General features: G+C 50.5%; 21 protein-coding genes. 8 read left to right on the forward strand and 13 right to left on the reverse strand.

All coding sequences use genetic code 11. From position 1 onward, the window contains the following. The first annotated feature begins 321 nt into the window (after window positions 1–321). Entirely contained in the window at window positions 322–873 is a 552-nt protein-coding gene (locus ACODR9_RS11980) for a hypothetical protein (protein WP_488809514.1), read from the forward strand. 146 nt (window positions 874–1,019) lie between these two features. Here the strand turns inward: ACODR9_RS11980 and ACODR9_RS11985 are convergent, their stop codons facing one another. From ACODR9_RS11985 to ACODR9_RS12020, 8 genes are all read right to left on the reverse strand, one after another. Further along, window positions 1,020–1,325, reverse strand: a complete 306-nt coding sequence (locus ACODR9_RS11985) for a hypothetical protein (protein WP_488809515.1) — start codon at window positions 1,323–1,325, stop codon at window positions 1,020–1,022. A gap of 124 nt (window positions 1,326–1,449) precedes the next feature. Then, window positions 1,450–1,881 (reverse strand): hypothetical protein, encoded by a 432-nt coding sequence (locus tag ACODR9_RS11990; RefSeq protein WP_488809516.1) that lies wholly within the window; start codon window positions 1,879–1,881, stop codon window positions 1,450–1,452. 78 nt (window positions 1,882–1,959) lie between these two features. Next, entirely contained in the window at window positions 1,960–2,256 is a 297-nt protein-coding gene (locus ACODR9_RS11995) for a hypothetical protein (RefSeq protein ID WP_488809517.1), read from the reverse strand. Next, a complete protein-coding gene (locus ACODR9_RS12000; protein WP_488809518.1) occupies window positions 2,243–2,554 on the reverse strand; it encodes a hypothetical protein in 312 nt (103 codons plus the stop codon). The genes ACODR9_RS11995 and ACODR9_RS12000 overlap by 14 nt, the downstream gene beginning before the upstream one ends. 3 nt (window positions 2,555–2,557) lie before the next feature. Then, the gene (locus ACODR9_RS12005; RefSeq protein ID WP_488809519.1) at window positions 2,558–3,211 is read right to left on the reverse strand and encodes a hypothetical protein; all 654 of its coding nucleotides are present in this window, start codon (window positions 3,209–3,211) and stop codon (window positions 2,558–2,560) included. Then, window positions 3,208–3,438 (reverse strand): hypothetical protein, encoded by a 231-nt coding sequence (locus ACODR9_RS12010; protein WP_488809521.1) that lies wholly within the window; start codon window positions 3,436–3,438, stop codon window positions 3,208–3,210. The genes ACODR9_RS12005 and ACODR9_RS12010 overlap by 4 nt, the downstream gene beginning before the upstream one ends. Next, complete coding sequence (locus tag ACODR9_RS12015; RefSeq protein WP_488809523.1) at window positions 3,431–3,898, reverse strand: hypothetical protein; 468 nt, start codon at window positions 3,896–3,898, stop codon at window positions 3,431–3,433. Before ACODR9_RS12015 ends, ACODR9_RS12010 begins: the two co-directional genes overlap by 8 nt. Before the next feature lie 247 nt (window positions 3,899–4,145). Continuing rightward, window positions 4,146–4,319 (reverse strand): hypothetical protein, encoded by a 174-nt coding sequence (locus ACODR9_RS12020; RefSeq protein ID WP_488809524.1) that lies wholly within the window; start codon window positions 4,317–4,319, stop codon window positions 4,146–4,148. Window positions 4,320–5,687: 1,368 nt separating this feature from the next. Here ACODR9_RS12020 and ACODR9_RS12025 point away from each other — a divergent pair. Then, window positions 5,688–6,251, forward strand: a complete 564-nt coding sequence (locus ACODR9_RS12025; RefSeq protein WP_488809526.1) for a hypothetical protein — start codon at window positions 5,688–5,690, stop codon at window positions 6,249–6,251. 556 nt (window positions 6,252–6,807) lie between these two features. Then, a complete protein-coding gene (locus tag ACODR9_RS12030; RefSeq protein WP_488809527.1) occupies window positions 6,808–7,338 on the forward strand; it encodes a hypothetical protein in 531 nt (176 codons plus the stop codon). A gap of 53 nt (window positions 7,339–7,391) precedes the next feature. Here ACODR9_RS12030 and ACODR9_RS12035 read toward each other — a convergent pair whose 3' ends face one another. The 4 genes from ACODR9_RS12035 to ACODR9_RS12050 form a co-directional block, all read right to left on the reverse strand. Beyond that, window positions 7,392–8,291 carry a hypothetical protein gene (locus ACODR9_RS12035; RefSeq protein WP_488809528.1) on the reverse strand — a complete coding sequence of 300 codons (900 nt, stop codon included), beginning with the start codon at window positions 8,289–8,291 and terminating at the stop codon, window positions 7,392–7,394. Window positions 8,292–8,443: 152 nt separating this feature from the next. Further along, a complete protein-coding gene (locus tag ACODR9_RS12040; protein ID WP_488809529.1) occupies window positions 8,444–9,400 on the reverse strand; it encodes a hypothetical protein in 957 nt (318 codons plus the stop codon). 181 nt (window positions 9,401–9,581) lie between these two features. Beyond that, window positions 9,582–10,550, reverse strand: a complete 969-nt coding sequence (locus ACODR9_RS12045; RefSeq protein ID WP_488809530.1) for a hypothetical protein — start codon at window positions 10,548–10,550, stop codon at window positions 9,582–9,584. A gap of 99 nt (window positions 10,551–10,649) precedes the next feature. Further along, entirely contained in the window at window positions 10,650–10,892 is a 243-nt protein-coding gene (locus ACODR9_RS12050; protein ID WP_488809531.1) for a hypothetical protein, read from the reverse strand. A 250-nt stretch (window positions 10,893–11,142) separates the two neighbouring features. On the opposite strand from ACODR9_RS12050, the gene ACODR9_RS12055 reads away from it, so the two are divergent. From ACODR9_RS12055 to ACODR9_RS12070, 4 genes are all read left to right on the forward strand, one after another. Beyond that, a complete protein-coding gene (locus tag ACODR9_RS12055; RefSeq protein WP_488809532.1) occupies window positions 11,143–11,481 on the forward strand; it encodes a hypothetical protein in 339 nt (112 codons plus the stop codon). Window positions 11,482–11,746: 265 nt separating this feature from the next. Then, the gene (locus ACODR9_RS12060) at window positions 11,747–12,976 is read left to right on the forward strand and encodes a tyrosine-type recombinase/integrase (RefSeq protein WP_488809533.1); all 1,230 of its coding nucleotides are present in this window, start codon (window positions 11,747–11,749) and stop codon (window positions 12,974–12,976) included. Then, window positions 12,977–13,336 (forward strand): helix-turn-helix domain-containing protein, encoded by a 360-nt coding sequence (locus ACODR9_RS12065; protein WP_488809534.1) that lies wholly within the window; start codon window positions 12,977–12,979, stop codon window positions 13,334–13,336. An 84-nt stretch (window positions 13,337–13,420) separates the two neighbouring features. After that, complete coding sequence (locus ACODR9_RS12070) at window positions 13,421–13,708, forward strand: AcrVA2 family anti-CRISPR protein (RefSeq protein ID WP_488809535.1); 288 nt, start codon at window positions 13,421–13,423, stop codon at window positions 13,706–13,708. Window positions 13,709–13,825: 117 nt separating this feature from the next. On the opposite strand, the gene ACODR9_RS12075 is transcribed toward ACODR9_RS12070, so the two are convergent. Further along, window positions 13,826–14,317 carry a hypothetical protein gene (locus ACODR9_RS12075; protein WP_488809537.1) on the reverse strand — a complete coding sequence of 164 codons (492 nt, stop codon included), beginning with the start codon at window positions 14,315–14,317 and terminating at the stop codon, window positions 13,826–13,828. A 233-nt stretch (window positions 14,318–14,550) separates the two neighbouring features. Here ACODR9_RS12075 and ACODR9_RS12080 point away from each other — a divergent pair, with 233 nt between their 5' ends. Continuing rightward, window positions 14,551–15,789, forward strand: coding sequence for a S1 RNA-binding domain-containing protein (locus ACODR9_RS12080; RefSeq protein WP_488809538.1), 1,239 nt, complete (start codon window positions 14,551–14,553; stop codon window positions 15,787–15,789). Window positions 15,790–16,031: the final 242 nt, after the last annotated feature.

The raw sequence follows: 16,031 nt of genomic DNA on the forward strand, positions 1-16,031 counted from the left end.
GTAACTCCCCCTTTTCTCACTTTTGGTGCGCGGTGTTTGAGGCGATAATATGCACCGTTGCACAAGGAGCTTTCCCGTGGTCGCTGTCCTCAGTTTTATCGCAAACGCGTTTTTGTCTATCGTTATTGCCAATGGCTTCCCAAATGGTCAACGGCATGACGGCATTTTGGCAATGTCGCTATTTTTTATGATCTCTTCTGGTCTGATCATTCTGAGGAAGTCAAAGCGGAAAGAAACTAGCAACGGTGATTAATGCTTTGCCCGAGTATCATGTTAGCCCGCCTCCCCCCGTATGGCGGGCATTTTTTTTCAGGAAGCAAAATGCGGTTGGTAAAGGTTGTACGAAATGCAGTGGCGATTGCGGTGATCGGCGCAAGTGTGGTTGGCGTGCAGAATACCCAGAAGGCAATATCGGCAATGCGATATTTGGGGGCATCATACCCTGATGCGTATATGGAGAAGGATCAAGCCAAGAAGAATAATGACATCGCCCTCGCCCAGTCATGCCCTGATTCTGATGGGCAAAAGGGAACCGATCTTTCTGCCAGGCTGTGCTTGCTTAAGGCTGGAAGTCAAATCAAAACCTACATTGGGTATTTGATGATAGCTGACCAGTACTCGAAATATCTCGGACACCATCCCGGTGACAAAGATGTCATCAGTACTGAAAACCTTGCGTACAATAGGGCGAAAATTGATCTGAAAGACCATCAAGGGGTAATCAGTAAAACTGGCGAGATGAATGATGCATGGTCATCGTCTCACCTGCTCTCGCGTTATCCAGCACCAGTTCAATACTCAGAAGACAATTACGCAAAAACAGTAGAAACGCTATCGGATGTACACAAGGCGGTAATCTCAAAGGGTGTTTGAATTACCGTTATAAGAGGTAAAGGTTCTTGAAAATCTAAGAGTGTGCTTTATAATTATCTCCTTCCACCCCCACATGGAATGGTCTTGCCTCTGTTCTCCTTTGTATGATATCTCACACTTTAATCCCACCTATGGTGGGATTTTTTTTATCTCCTAAGTCTTGCCAAAGCTAGCCCAATCAGTGCAATAAAACCGACTGCAGCAAAACCAATGGCAACGTAGTTAAATTGCCCTGCTCTACCAGGACCTCCGTCAACAAAAGCCAGGCAGATGAGCGTGTAGATCAGCACCAGAAGAACGCGTGAGCTGAAAAGCAGATCGATAAGGCGATCAACTCGGGAGACCGCACATTCTGATGTGGATGGAGGGGCATAAGCCCTCGTGTCGTATTGGTTGAACGTGTCTCGGTTAGCAGGCAAGGGACTGACATCCTGATGTTCTTTGTCTTCCATTGGGTGCCTTTTCGATTGCTAAATCTTGATAATAAATGTAATCCGGAGTCACAACAATGAGGATTTCAAATGAAAAAACCCGCGATGGCGGGTTTTGTATGATGCTGTACTGGCCAAACCTTTTTCAGTCTGCAGGCGGGCTTTGCGGTTTGTTTTCTGCTTCGATCTGATCAGATGGTTGTTTGAATGCAGCGTCAATGGTGAATTTTTTTGCCGAGGTAAGTGCCAGGAAGTCATCGTCAGAGATGGAAGAAGTTTTGCGGGTCTTCGCTGCGCCGGCCTTTCGTTTGGCCAAGACCTTCATCCCGAAGTCGATTGCGATGTACAGGTAGAACAGAGGAAACAAAATCTCAATCGCAATCATGCCGTAGTAAAGGGCCATGGACACATAGTCATGGTTCTTGCCGGCAGATGCGATGCTTGCAGCCTCATGAACGTTCCCAACGCGTGGGTAGATATAGGCAAGAACGATCCCAGGCACACTGCCTATGAGGCAAATACCAGCGGTCTTCATAAAATCGAGTGAGATTTTGCTGTTCTTAATGCTGGCTTTCAATTCACATTCCTCTGTCTGGTCATTTTTCCGCGATGCTAGCACGAAGATTTGCAAACTTCATGCAATCTGAGAAATCATCTAGACTGCCCAGCCCAAAAGGCCTGAGAAGTAGTCGTAAATGCCGCCAGTAATTAGCATGTAGATCACCTGAAAAATAAAGAACCGTGTGCGGTGATGGGTATTGGTCATAAAAGCAGGGTAGATGTGCTTGCCTATCAAGTAGCCGAAAATGGCACTCAAGCTGGATACCTCTAAAACCGGGTTGGCTCCCCGATCGAAAGCCGGGATGATAAGCCATAGCAACATTGACCAGAACGCAATCTTGGTCAGCGAGTTGAAAGTTAGTTTCACAGTTGGGGGGTTAGGTTGCATCATTCGTTAGGTTTTCGGTTCCAACCCACTTTGGCGAGTCGGTGTCAGTTACATCTGCAGGATGGGCCCTGATGAGGAAATGGCTTGCCGCATAATATGCAGTGCATTGCCACACCTCTTCTTCGTTCAAGAAAAACTTGGCCACTCCGTTCCGCACAATCATTTTCGCTTCTGGCCACACGTTGGCATGGCCATTTGCCAGGGCTGCAAACTCCGTAGAATCTTTACATTTTGCGATGTAAGAGCCAGGCTCCAGTGGCTTTGGGTCAATTCCTCGTTCTCTACGTGTAAGAAGCGCCATGCTCTACTCCAAGGGTGTATTTGCCCCTGATAGTAATGTGCGCCTCGAAATTTTGGAACGAAATGGTGTGCTGGTGTCGATGTATTTACAAATGAACACGTCGCCTGATGTAAAGGGAGACTGCTCACTTTCCGAGCATCTTTCCAGCAACTTGGAAGTAGGAATCTGTGAATGTGTGGATCTACCCAGAATTGATCCCAAAAAAGGAATTCGGTGCAGGATCGGCACATCTGCAAGATCAAGAATTAACTTGACCTCGTACTTGTATAGGTAGCCTCTCTTCTCAATTAACCACGCAACGCGGTTCCTCAGAGAGATAGAGTAGAACAAAGGTTTGTATAGCAGATTGAGTTCAGTTGCTGTCGCGCGCTTGAAGTTGCGGGCCTTCCACCAGAAGTAGATGGTCTCGGTAAATGAGAGTGCAGCCAGAGACAGACCAATCGGGATGATGTAGTTGCCAAGGAAACCGATGAACTTCGCGTTGCAGGCGGTGTAGTAGCCAAGGGTTGCAATTCCAACCCCCCCACTTTGTGTTATCTCTAATTTCACACGTTCGAAGTCAATCTCATCGCGTAGTGTCTGTAGATGGCCATCATCAAGAAGTGGCAAAACTGGGCCTATGGGTTCGACACACACGGCAGTAGCAATCTTGCTCACGCATCCTCGCATTCATTGAAGTTTTGGCCATTGGATAGCGAACCACGCTTCCACATCTGCAGCGATGGCAACCGGAATTCCGGATCGTATTTGCAGCGGGCAGGCTCGATCGGCGCAATCCATGCAGTCATGGCCCAGGGCAAAGAAGCATAGCCACTCAATCGATGCACTGGCCGGCCAAGCTGAACCGTTTGTGTGCGAGACCCCATCAAATAAAATTTAGTCATTGATCACTGCGTGAAAAGTGCTTACGGGGCGCTTGCTTCGTGACTGGATCTTCGGCATGACCATGTACGGGGCAACCTTCAGCTCACGGCCAGTGGGTGCTTTGGTCTCGAAGTGCTCTTTGACCCACAGGCGGATAGCAATCAGTTCATAGATGTGCAAACCACGACCTTGCTTGCCCACGGCACGCAGAAAGGGTCTCAAGCCGGGGTAGCGCTCGATATATTGAGAAACTTCACGAAACTCACGTTCATTGATCGGCCCGAGTTTCGCTATGTCTGTCCGGAATTGCTTGATCAGAGGCAGGCAGAACAAAGTCGCGCAGAGGAACCCACCTGCCCCAATTAGGGTTTCGATCTCCAGGGCCGGAAGGGCGATGGTGCCAATCAAGGCGACTACTAGGCCCAGGATGGGCAATAGCAAGATAGCCATTGTCGTCTTGATGCCGTGAATCGAATTCAAAATTTCCTCTTCCGATGATTGGTCATGCGGATCTAAGTGAGGGTGGAAGTTGCCGGGATTGTCCCATGGTGAGCACGCCGGTCAAGAAAACGGATAAATCATCACGCTCATTTACGAGCTGGTGCCAAAGGGTCGGATCGATCTGAGAAGAAAACACGGTAAGGGTAAGGCTCAGAGCGACAGGCGTTGAGCAGGGCTTGAAGTTGGCGTAAAAAAAAGCAACTAGGCACCGCTGGCGTTGGAAAGTCTATGGGGCTTTCTTGATGATGATGGTCATTTCGTACTGCTCACTATCATCGCCATCAGGAGATCCTTCTGGAAAGTTAAGCGTCAGCGGATTGCCCAGCTGGATGAAGATGTAGTCATTGAAGTTGACGGCCTTCGTTGAGCCCTGCCCCGGTTGGGTTTTAGTGATGTGCATTTCAACATTCGTATTGATGTGGCAGTAAACATCTGGGCGGTTTCTACTAAGGGCCATCCGGAGCATTCAGCTTCGAAGTGAAGGAGCACTTTACCGTATTTTTAAGAACGATCTTCTCGCCTGAGAAGGCACCACCATACATATCAATAGGGGAAGATTTGTTTTCGTCCCCGTCTGTCGTGACTACATGAACGTCAAAATCAAGCAGAACGGCCTTCGTATTGATAAATACTCAAGGTCCAGCCATTTCCATAGCAATCTGGATAATAGACATGACAACAAGGAAGGCTATCACTAGTAATTTGTTCATATGAGTATCGATGAACATCTTGTTGCATTCGTCATTTTTTGGTCGTAGGTTTTTTTCGAATCCGCCCTTGTTCATCCCCACGGTAAATGCCAGGCGCATACAGAAGAAAATGAATTGTTGCAGCAAAGACTCATAAGGAATGGTTGTTAACTTTGGTATGCACCAGTAATTGTGTGCTATTCACCTATGACGTGCCGGCCTCACTTGTAACAGGTACTTAAAATACATTTACATTGACCATGTTGCCATCATGGTATATCCATGTTGATCTATATCAAGGTTCGGAAGCAACTCAAAATACATAGCATGGGAAGGTATGCATCAAATTCACATATTCTCCTTGATAATCAATGTCTAGGGTAGTTGTGAAATTAATCGACATTGTTGATGATGACAACGGCAAATGCAATAAGGTTCTATTCATAGGCTCCATTCTCGCCATTCTTACCAAGATTCAACGTTTTCAATAGGGTGGGCTAATCCCAGGTACTAACTCTTGAGTATCTTGTCGGTTAGTTGTTCTTCGTGTAAAAAGTTCAACTTTATTTCATGAGTAATTATCCGTAGTCGGATATCCGCAAAAAAGAGTTGATCGGGGGGCGGATGACCGTAACCAGAATTTCTGTGAAATATTTTTATACTTGGGCTCCAGTTAATAGCAAAACCTATACTTTTATGGTCGATAAACAAAATATCTCGTAATTTATCGTTTATACGCATAATACTTGGGACTTTTCAGCCTCAATTGGTCAATTAAGTGCCAAAAAAGACTAGATAGTATTTTAGGTGCAGGTATTACCATTTGGCATTGATTGTGCGCATATTGCCTGTGACTTTTCGACAGATAAGTGATGAAAACGGAGGAATTATGTAACTTATGAGCACGGCAAGTAGGTATTGTGGATATATGCCTAATTGATGTAAGAGATGCACAAGAACGGGTTAATTCACTATATTTGATAGCCGAAATGTATTCTGTAGCAATGGTTAGTTATATCAAATAAAAATAATGATATCTTCTCTCATTAGCAGGTGAGAAGTATAAATAGGCAGCAATCATGGACTTTTGTGCAATTCATATACACGATTCGGGAAGTTCGTTTGGTGAGCATGTTGGAGAAATAACGAGCCAAACACCACAAATGCGTAGAGCCACTGCAGAGTCGATCTACACCAAGGCCACACTTGATATGGCCAAGTGGACGAGATGGGCCCTCAAGCATAAACGCGATGAATTCATCAGTTCGCTGAATCAGTGCGTAGATGATGCATTCAGTACGGCCGGTAAAATAAACAATCCAAGAACTCATTTCGGTATTACTTCAACCGGAGAACTTAAGGTTGTCATCCCCGGTGAGACCAATTCTAATGGTCGTAAGATCAACAACCCATTGCTTGTTCCCGACTTGGCTACTCGGAACCTTGACGCAATAAAAGCAATTCTGGTTTTACGGCGAGAATCACATTTCGACGCTGCTGAACGGATTGCTCGGTTCTTCGTTTTCTTCTCTGAGCAATACAGGTACGAAGCTAAGCTCAGCACTATTCCAACAAGTCTTATTGACTGTTCAAACGGTCAGCCACGGTCCATCTCAGCCATTCTGGCTTTCAGCCACTGGTAAGTTCGTCAGCCCATGACGGAATAAGAGGCCCGCTTGATGCGGGTCTATTTCATGCCGACATCGATGCTATCTCAGATGCAAAGGTGGCAGTTATCACCAGATGATTGGAAGGTTTTATGGTTGAAGTCAGGGCGGAAGTAAGAGCCGTTACCCAGGTTGACCCCTTGAACTGCACGATGGGATATCAAGCGTGGATTCAATGGAAGACGAACATGGGAAGTGACGTTGTGCTCCTTGTCACAATCCCAGAACCGGTGATGTCGTCGTACGAAAAGATGCACGGTGATGGGGTACAGCGTGGCCACTCGATACTGTTCCATCTGGCCAGCTTGGATCGTTTTGGTGCTAGAGCCAACAAAGTAGCCTTTATGCGGCCACTCACAAGAGGCAGATCATGATCACTTGCATCTGCATGGCCAGGTCTGTTATAAATCCCCCCGCCAGGGTTGATTGGCAGTGTATTGATGCCGCTCTAATGACGCATGCTCCATGAAGTTTTCGCTTCGTTCTTCAAGTCCTGCGGGATGTCCCCGGAGGCAAATCATGGAGAAAAAGCATGCAACCGACCCAGAAACCTGACAGTAACGTGCAAGTTCAAGACTTGACTGTTGATGACGCTGACGTAGGCTTCACCCCAGAACAACTTCAAGGTGAAGAACTAATGCGAATCGAAGAACAAGAGTACATGCCGTGCACGTCTGCTGATGTACATGCCAACTGGGCAGTCGCCAGTGAAGAGGAAATGGCCGCTATGGATGTATCTCTTGGCGTCTGCCGAATCGACGTTGAGATCGGTACAGCACTTGCATCTGCCCTTGACAAGGCATGCAGTGATTCCGGTCTGATCCGCCAGGCAGTAGTCCGCAATGTGTTGGTCCGTTTTATCCAGCAGGCCGACGAAAACCCGCAATACCTGCAGGATTGGTCATTCGTAGTCAGTGGTGTGCCAGTCGGTACGGGTCACCAGTTCAAACTGGGTCTCAAGACCTCGATGATGAAGGATGTTGAGCGGCTTTCACTTGCAACAGGTGTTAGCCCGGCGGTGATGATCGGCCAGGTATTGAATCTGCAGTTCTTGTCCCACTAACGGGAAATGAAAAAGCCGGCTACGCCGGCTTTTTTTGTTGGTGTGTTTATCGCTTAAGAAAAGACTGGCTGGATGAAGTCAATCTTGTCTTTGTCCATCTTCCGCCCCAAGTTAGCCAGCAGTGCGTCAGCCATACCCTTGCTGCGAATTTCAACAAATGATGCGTCCATGGCCAGCATGTTTTTCTTGCTGTACAGGTAGAGTCCGGCAACAAAGCAGATCAACGTATTGCATGCGTTATGTGCGATTGCCAGGAATGCCGGGTTGGCAAGTGATCGTGCAACATCTGCTGGGAAGATGAAGGTGTTCACCGGTGCAGATACGACTACAGCCAAAATCAGGGCGGCCAACGCTGCGCTGCTGATCACCTTTACCTGCTTCGGGAAAAAGGATTTGCTGAAAGCTGGCAGTACAAATCTGCTTCCGCGCAGTCGATCCGGGACATCTCCTCTCAATAACTTTTCCATGGACACCTTCAACTCTTCATCGGTCAAGCGCACGGTCTCGCTCCCAGAATGAATCTGCCATTCCACGATTGTGTGATCATCGGAGCGTAAATGTTCTCTTACCACCTCCTCCGCTTTGGCGTCGGCCCCATCAGTGAGAGGTACTTTGCCGAAGAGCGCGTCTTTCTGAAGCACGCCGGCCGGTCCACCAAGAACGCCGCCGTCCACGTTGCCAGTCAGGATACGTTGGGTTAGGTTTGTATTTCCTTGGTGCCTCTTCATGATCATGATTGTGTATCCCGGAACCATGATCAGGGACGACACAACTACCTGCAGAACACTGCTCGTTGCACATGCCAACATCACGACTGGCAACGACAGGAGCGCGGCAGCATTGAACGCCCCGGTCGCGTTAATCCGCATCAGGTCCACCACTTTTCCTGTGTCGTGTGTAGGGTCGTTCATGAGCTTCCGGAACAACTTGTCCATGGTTTTGTACTCGGCCATCAGTGCCCTCAAGTGTTAGGTATTTGCCTAAAACCCGGAGCGTATCTGTTCCTGCGATACGTTCAACTTTTCAGCGAAACCATAAAAAAACCGGCCACAGAGGGCCGGTTTTTGGGTGATGGCTGATGAGATCAGCACCAGCTGGAAAAGCGTCAGAATGCAACAAAAGGAATGTCGTTGGACGACAAGGTATGGGATGTCACCTTTCGACCGTTCGCGCCTATGGATACCTCGAAGGTATTCATGAACACGCCTTGAAGAATGGAGAACAAAGAACTGTCACCCCAGATGATCAGGTAGCCAGCTGAACCATCCGCGAACTGAAGAATTTTCACTCGCTCAGTCTCGATGAAATGTGGCTCATCCAGGTAGTCCTTCATGCTTGAGTCGAAAGTCTGCCAAACCGCATTCAAATCGGAATCGGCGCAATCACGTACTGCAGTGACCACCGGGAGGTGGACGCCGTTGCTGATGGTGAACTCGGTATCATCTTTCAGGTAATTGACGGTGACTTTGTCTTGGCCAATCGAAAAGCGGATTGAGCCAGCGTAGCCAGGTCCATCGCTCACATACTTCTCGATCAGGATGATATCGCCAGGACGACTGGCCAGTGGCACAACCAACGAGGTGCCCCAGTCATCACCATGCTCATCTCGCGCATAGGCTTCCGCGATCACACCATTATCGGCGAACCGCACAACGAAGGTCAGTTTTACCGTATTGCCTTCATAGTCGCCATAAACACTACGACTCCATTCAGGCGAGGCGCTGTTGTCATGGGACCAGGAACCGGTATCAGTCACGATAAAATCGCTTCCGAAATCGAATTCAGAGTAGGCATGGTCAGCCAACTCCGCGGCCGTACGGTTCGCTCGGTAGATTTCTGCCCCGCAATGCTCGCATTGCGGAATGCCGGCGAAGTCACTCACAGGCGAAAGAGTCGGGCGGTGCTTCTTACTGTCCGAATACAAACTGGCCTGAGCTGCGTCATGGCAAACATCACTGCAGAACGGCGCAACAGTACCGGTCGCTTCCTTAGTAATCGAATCGATTTCAAAAAAAGACGGGATGCTGGTGAAGCCGATCAATGCGATTTTGGGTTGAGTCATGTAATTCTCCAGAAGTGGAGGATCTACTCAACCCAACGGGAAGAGAGATCCCGAGGGGTGATGAAGCAGGTAAATGCGCCGGGCTGGCGCTTGTCACAGAGGACAGGTTTGATTGGCCATCATACCGTGACATCCCACCCAAAAGCAAAAACCGGCCACAAGGGCCGGTTCGATGGTGACGTTAATCGCAGGTAAAAGCGATTTGGTTGGTACGGCTGGTGTGGCTACTATCAATGACACGCGTGGTGGTGCCGATGGTGTCGTAAACCACGTTGAAGGTATGAACCGTTCGACCTTGGCAAATATTGAAGGTCGAACTGTCACCAGAGTACATCAGGTAGCCTTTCGTACCATCTGCAAACGACAGGATCTTCACCCGGTCATTGTCGATGGTGCTCGGGTCGTCAAGGTAGTCCTTCTCACCTTGCGAAAGGGTCTTCCAGATGTCTTGGGTATCGTCTGCCTTGCAGTTGCGTACCGCAGTAACAGCCGGGAAACTTGCGACGGCCGAGAACTCAGCGGCAACCGGCGCATGCTTAAATCGCACTGCTACAGAGGATTCCCGGATTGAGACAATGATGTCGCCGATGTAACCCGGGCCATCACTCACATACTTCTCGATCAGGATCTCATCTCCAGGACGGGTGGCCAGCGGCACATTCCGATACTGACCCAACGAGTTGCCATCCTTGTCGCGACAAGTGACCCCCTCGATCAGGCCAGACGGCGTGAAACGAACAACGAATTTGAAGTTGGTGGTGACACCATGGTAGTCGGCAAAAACATCCCTCATCAGCGCTTTTTCAAACCCAGGCAGGACTTTCCAGTTCGGCGCAGACGCCGGCATGATGTCGTCACCGAATTCGTAGTGCTCATATGCATGCTCTGCCATGGCGATTCCGTTCTGCTTGCCGGTGGCAATCAGAGCGCCGCAATGCTCGCATGCCGGGCCATCCGCAAAGTCACCCAGGTAGCTGTGGCTTTCACGGTGCACGGCGAAGCGCTTCTTCAAGTCTTCCTTCGCGGCTTCGTAACAAGCATCACTGCAGAAAGGTACAACCGTGCCGGTTGCCTCGCCGGTGTGCTGGTCGATTTCAAATGCGGCCGGAATGGTAATCGTGGGGACACGAACAGTAATGGGTTGGGACATGAGGGTTCTCCAGTAAGAGGAGGATCATCACTCCCCCATGGGAAGATGATCCCATAGGGTTGAGGTTTGTCTGTGCGCCTGGCGGCGCAGTGCTAAAGGCTAGTCGGCGTGGTTGATGACTGGGCGAGTCGGCATGTAGCCGATCACTTTGCCATTTCCTACCGGATAGGTGATTTCAAGGGGTTTGTCAGGGATGGTGGCGTTGTAGTGCGTCACCACGCGCTGGCCATCTTTGACGTGCAACATGCCTTCGACAAGGGTGCCATCCCACATCAGCAGGATGAAAGAGCCGTTTTCTTCGGGCAAACCATCGATCAGGGTAATGGATTTGGGTTGAGTCATGAGAATGCCTTGGTTGAGGAATTCGACTCAGCCCGACGGGCCAAGAAGAACCCGAGGGTAAATGCGCCGTGGGGGCCGCATGTCCATGAGGACGGAAAGAACGGTCATGATAGCGCGAGGTGGACTGGTGTGGCAAAGGTGTGTGATGTAGTATCCGACTTGTTTAACCGAAGCAATATCGAATTGCACTTACCTTTCCCATCCGGGGCTTTTGCCCTGCGGGCATGGCCTCTTCTACCAGGAGTATGTCATGACCAATCATAACCCGATCAAAACCATCTACTGCACTGCCTTCAATGACATTGCGGACTTGCTCAAGATTTACGACACCCCCGAAGACCGAATCAAGGATCTGGAGACTACTCCGGATCATGGTTTTGCTATCACGTTTGATCTTGATGTTCCCGTGGAGATGGCCGGAAAGCATCTGAGCTGTCTTCATGTAGCTGAAGAGTGCTACGCCAACCGCAGCTATGACAATGGAAGCGTTGTCTGCCGTCGTGCCGATGTCAAAGTGCAGTACAAACCTGTCTTGAATGATCATGAAGATGATGAAGACATTCCGTTCGGCGTGGTCATGGCACGTTGAATGGAGCACCGAACCCCAGCCCGTATTCGAGAGAATGCGGGGTTTTTCTTTGCCTGTTCGCGTTACCCGGTAACGGACTCTGTGATGGCTGATAGCCAGGCGATGATTTCGTCGAAAAATGGACGGGGTGCTGGTGTTCAGGCGTAATGCGTGGCCGATCAACCAGGAGTAGGCAGCATGTGGAATTGTGAGGATGGGCGGTTCTTGACGTGAGGGGAGAAGTGGTTAAACTGGGATATGGAAATGCAATTAACCATCAGGAATCATGGCACATATCCAACCCCCTACCCTCTTTGACGTGGGCTTCGACGATTGGGTTGAAAACCCCATCTTAGCCTTTTCGTCCTGGCTCTCCCGGAGAGACCTTAAAAAGTCCTCAATGGTCGTCTACCTATCCATGTGGGAAAAGTTCACCCGGTGGTTGGGTGACTGCGGATACCGGTTAGATACTTTGGACGGAAAGGCTCTTTCGAAATTTCCGCTCGATACCCGACAAGAGAAATTACACACTTACCGTTACCTCCGGCTGATCGAGACGGTCTATGCGCATCTGGCCACCCTTCCCCGTTACCCGGTAACGCTAGGGAATCCGGCCCAAAACGCAATCGTTTCTCTGCAGACTAAATACCGGAACGATGACACCTCCTTTATGCCCGAGTGGGGACGCCGGCGGCTGCTTTCATTTGTGAGATGGGGGGAGTTGGGGGAAGAGGAGGAAGAGGGAGAGATTGGAAAAGGAGTTGAAACCTGTAAAGGTGGAAAAGAGGAAAAGTCCCACCCCATCGGAAACGACCTACTCCCCGTAGGCAGCTACATCGGCGATTCGACCAGGCAGAACACGTTGGGAAGTGGCCAAGTCGATTCGGTAGAAAAGGCGTCTGCAGTGAAGGATAAGACGAAAACGTCTCGGCTGTCCGGCCCCGCAGGTGAATGGAAAATGCAAAGAGACCTCGCCTTAGTAGGGACGTTCATCGGCGGTGGATTGCGAGTCCATGAGGCAATAGGGCTGACGGTTAATTGCATTTCTGTAGACCGGAAGCGCATCACCATCCCTCAGCACATCACCCCAAAGAACGCCGATGACAACCCATCGACCTTTGAACGCACCGTCGAGCTGGAACCCGAAGCCGCTGATGCTCTGAAACGCTGGATGCTTGTCCGCAATCGCGGAACCTACGGTGAGGCCGTCTTCCCTTCCAATCCGAAGGGCAAACCCATGGACCCCTCCTCTGTTTTTCGCCGCGTGAAGATCATCCTCGATGAGGCCCAGCTCAACGAATTGGACGGCCGCTCCTGCTGCCAGACCCTACGCAACAGCTACATCGCCACCCTCTTCGACCGGGAATGTGAAGACATGCAGATCGCCGAGATCGCCGGCTTCGCCGAGCTGGTCTCGGTGGCCAGAATACATGCCAGCTACAACGCCAATTTCCGGCGTGCCGCCGGAGAGCTGGATCTACCCGAAATTGACGACGACTCGCTAGGAGATATTTGAATGGCCAGCCAGGCAGCACAACCCACCATCACTTGGCAGGATCGCGTCCGGAAAACAATGAACCTGCGGGGGCTGTCTCAACGCCAGGTCGCCGACAAGATTCACCGCAGCCAAAGCACACTCGCCTGCTGGCTGAACGGTCGCAATGTGCCAAACCTGCGGGATATCGAATTGCTGTCCAAAGCGCTCGACGTGGACCCGGCCTACATTGCATTTGGTGCCGAAGCCCCATCGGGTCCGACGAAGCGAATTCTGAAGGCGCTGGGCGACATTTCGGAGGCCGATGCAGATGCCTTTGTGCAGCTGTTCCAGTCACGAATTGATCGCGCACCGCAAAATGTCTGCGAAGCCACGTCCTGATGACGCAAAATCCATCCCACAGAAGACATCTATGATGGGATGGAGTCAGATACCTAGAACGTCGTTGAATATTTCGTATCGGCCATGCTCTCGCTTCTGCTCAGCCTGTGCTCGGAAGAGCCGGATATCGAGGCGTGGTCTTCTCCTAACCCTGTTGCTAAGTACTACGGGACTAATCGACGCTCGGTTGCTGCGGACCAGGTGAACACTTGGGAAGTTGGTACTCGGCTTGGCGCTGCTCTACCCGTGGCCAAGGCTCAACATATGACAGGCGACGGAAAGGCAGAAGGTGCCAGTAAGCACCCACATATACGCCCGCCACACTGCATGCCTACTGGTAAGGTAAACGGGTGGAGCAAAAGATTTCGTTGAAGTGGCTGGCACCCATCCTCGTGAACACCAGCCGTCCTTCGAATTTACCTGCCACTATTCATACGTGAATGCATTGAAAATGACTTCGGAAACCCTTCTTCAGCATGAAGGGCTTTTTTATTCCATGTACTCACGTTTCACTTTCTCATAGAACTCACGGAACACTGAAGGTCCATGAGGCGTGGTCTTTTCCAGGAAGTCAGACCCATAAATCATGGGGATGTACTTTGCAGTGAAACCCGCACCTGAATTCATGAATTGCGCATCTCTACCAACCATCACCGGGGGTAGCGAATCGTCTTTCATTTTGTAGTACCTGAATAGTCTGGCTGTCAGAGCAGCATCAATGATTGTATCGCCACCCACAGCCACCCAGGCATGCAGTGTCTGGCTTCCTGTGAGAGGCGTTGACGAGAAGTATTCGTTTTTCAGCGTCTCCATTTCCGTGTCGTACTCCAGCCCTCCATTGATCGAAACGTCCCCGATGATGATTTCCGCATCTATGCCGTGGCACACCGTGAGGTAGGTTGCGATACTCGCGGCCAGGATCTGACAGCTATTGCCTCTTTCTTCCCCCAGACTGGGACCCACTATCGGAAACCAGTTCATGTTGAGATCACCTCTCAGATTGCGAATGTCTTCATCCGAGATTTCCCACTCTGAGTTAACTTTAGGCGGTGTCGGGAATCGGAATGTTTCCTGTGATGTAGTGAAGGCAGTTCGCAGCAAGTCAAGATATGACCGGGTTTCGTCGTGGTAGTGAGCGTGATTCATAGATCGTGAGCAGCTTTTCAAATGGTTGCAGGCTAGCATGACGTGCAGATGCGCGGCAGCATGCATCTATGCCAAAATATGCCGGTCATATTATCAGATTCCAGTGTCCAACTATGCACCCGTCCAAGCAGCCCCAGTATCGTACACCCACCCCCCGCCCTCCCTATATCGGCATGCTTATGCGGGGCACCATTTCGAATCTTGCGGAATACGGCGTCTTCGTGAGATTCGGTGCTCACTCTGGTCTTGCTCACAAAAGTACATTCCCGGCCGGCACCCTCCTCGCAGACTTGAAGAAGGGCCAGAAGGTAATGATCAAGGTGCTGGGGATTCGGCACGATGGGAAGATACAGCTTGAGCTTGTTGATGTTATGCCACCTGACATTAGGCCGTTTGAAACATCGCCCGGGGCCGGGGTGGTCACTATTGACGATGGGCTGTCTGGCAAGGCTGTGGAGTCAGTTGCGGACGCAGCAACCGATGGGGCGTTTGTCGCAGCTTCCGGGAACTACAACCAGCATGTTGGCCAGGTCATCAAGGAAGGTGCTGACCTGATCAACAAGGTCGGGCAGCAATATGCCAACAATCCTGATCCGTCACGCGCTGGGTTTGTGACCGAGGGAGCGCATGCCGCTGGTTTCAACACAGACGTGGCATTCAAGGGTGGTACTTCGCGGGCTGAAATGCTTGCCAGCAATGGATCTAACAGCCCGGATATTGTCGTTACCGATGGGCGTACTGGTGCCCAGACTGAATTCAGTTCAAAGGTCTACAAAACTCCCGAAAAGACTGCCTATCATCAACGTGGGTATGGAAGTCAAAAGCGCCTTGTCCCTTCTGATCAGCTGGATGAAGTAAAAAAATATTCCGGCCGCCGCGTAGCCGTTGAGCAAACAAAAACCAATCCTAACCGGCGCGTGGTAGAGAAGGAATATCGGGAGGTGCATGATCATGCTACCGACCGGGTACGGAACCAGGATGGATCCAGCAAACCAATGTCCCGTGAAGAGTCATTGGAACTGGGGCGAAAAGCCAAGGCTGGAGGCGTCAAGGGTTCGGATCTGGCCGGCGATCTGAAAGGACGCGCATTTGATGGTGCCCAGCAAGGTGGGAAGGCAGGCGCAGTCGCAGGGGCCGCGATGGGTGCTGCTGTAGGTGGATACAAGGCTGTTAAAAACTACCGGGCCGGGAAGCGCACCGGAAAGCAAGCACTAGGCGACTTTGCTGTTGACGTTGGCAAGGGTGGGATTGAGGGTGGAATCAAAGGCGCAGCCGCTGGGGCAGGGCAACCTCGACGTACTTGGTGATTTGAGCCTCGCGTTCCGTCGGCAGTTGGTCCGGCGTTTGGAAGTCAAAGCCACCAACGGTCAGGGACCCATCGGCGTTCTTCACCAACAACTGGCCAGAACACAACGGTCCAGAACGCGACGGTGTTGCTATCTCTATTTGAGTGCTCGAAAATTCCATGGTGATTCTCACTATTGAAGAAGCCCTTCCCCGGGAGGGGAAAGGCTATGGTTTGAAAAGGTAAGGTGGAACGTCGGGGTAG

The sequence above is a fragment of the Aquitalea sp. FG25 genome (genome assembly GCF_057809375.1).

Bases quoted from the DNA above. Each gene is read 5' to 3' on its own strand.
- ACODR9_RS11980 (WP_488809514.1), top strand. From the start codon at position 322: ATGCGGTTGGTAAAGGTTGTACGAAATGCAGTGGCGATTGCGGTGATC.
- ACODR9_RS11985 (WP_488809515.1), bottom strand. From the start codon at position 1,325: ATGGAAGACAAAGAACATCAGGATGTCAGTCCCTTGCCTGCTAACCGA.
- ACODR9_RS11995 (WP_488809517.1), bottom strand. From the start codon at position 2,256: ATGATGCAACCTAACCCCCCAACTGTGAAACTAACTTTCAACTCGCTG.
- ACODR9_RS12000 (WP_488809518.1), bottom strand. From the start codon at position 2,554: ATGGCGCTTCTTACACGTAGAGAACGAGGAATTGACCCAAAGCCACTG.
- ACODR9_RS12010 (WP_488809521.1), bottom strand. From the start codon at position 3,438: ATGACTAAATTTTATTTGATGGGGTCTCGCACACAAACGGTTCAGCTT.
- ACODR9_RS12020 (WP_488809524.1), bottom strand. From the start codon at position 4,319: ATGCACATCACTAAAACCCAACCGGGGCAGGGCTCAACGAAGGCCGTC.
- ACODR9_RS12025 (WP_488809526.1), top strand. From the start codon at position 5,688: ATGGACTTTTGTGCAATTCATATACACGATTCGGGAAGTTCGTTTGGT.
- ACODR9_RS12030 (WP_488809527.1), top strand. From the start codon at position 6,808: ATGCAACCGACCCAGAAACCTGACAGTAACGTGCAAGTTCAAGACTTG.
- ACODR9_RS12035 (WP_488809528.1), bottom strand. From the start codon at position 8,291: ATGGCCGAGTACAAAACCATGGACAAGTTGTTCCGGAAGCTCATGAAC.
- ACODR9_RS12040 (WP_488809529.1), bottom strand. From the start codon at position 9,400: ATGACTCAACCCAAAATCGCATTGATCGGCTTCACCAGCATCCCGTCT.
- ACODR9_RS12045 (WP_488809530.1), bottom strand. From the start codon at position 10,550: ATGTCCCAACCCATTACTGTTCGTGTCCCCACGATTACCATTCCGGCC.
- ACODR9_RS12050 (WP_488809531.1), bottom strand. From the start codon at position 10,892: ATGACTCAACCCAAATCCATTACCCTGATCGATGGTTTGCCCGAAGAA.
- ACODR9_RS12055 (WP_488809532.1), top strand. From the start codon at position 11,143: ATGACCAATCATAACCCGATCAAAACCATCTACTGCACTGCCTTCAAT.
- ACODR9_RS12060 (WP_488809533.1), top strand. From the start codon at position 11,747: ATGGCACATATCCAACCCCCTACCCTCTTTGACGTGGGCTTCGACGAT.
- ACODR9_RS12065 (WP_488809534.1), top strand. From the start codon at position 12,977: ATGGCCAGCCAGGCAGCACAACCCACCATCACTTGGCAGGATCGCGTC.
- ACODR9_RS12070 (WP_488809535.1), top strand. From the start codon at position 13,421: ATGCTCTCGCTTCTGCTCAGCCTGTGCTCGGAAGAGCCGGATATCGAG.
- ACODR9_RS12075 (WP_488809537.1), bottom strand. From the start codon at position 14,317: ATGAACTGGTTTCCGATAGTGGGTCCCAGTCTGGGGGAAGAAAGAGGC.
- ACODR9_RS12080 (WP_488809538.1), top strand. From the start codon at position 14,551: ATGCCAAAATATGCCGGTCATATTATCAGATTCCAGTGTCCAACTATG.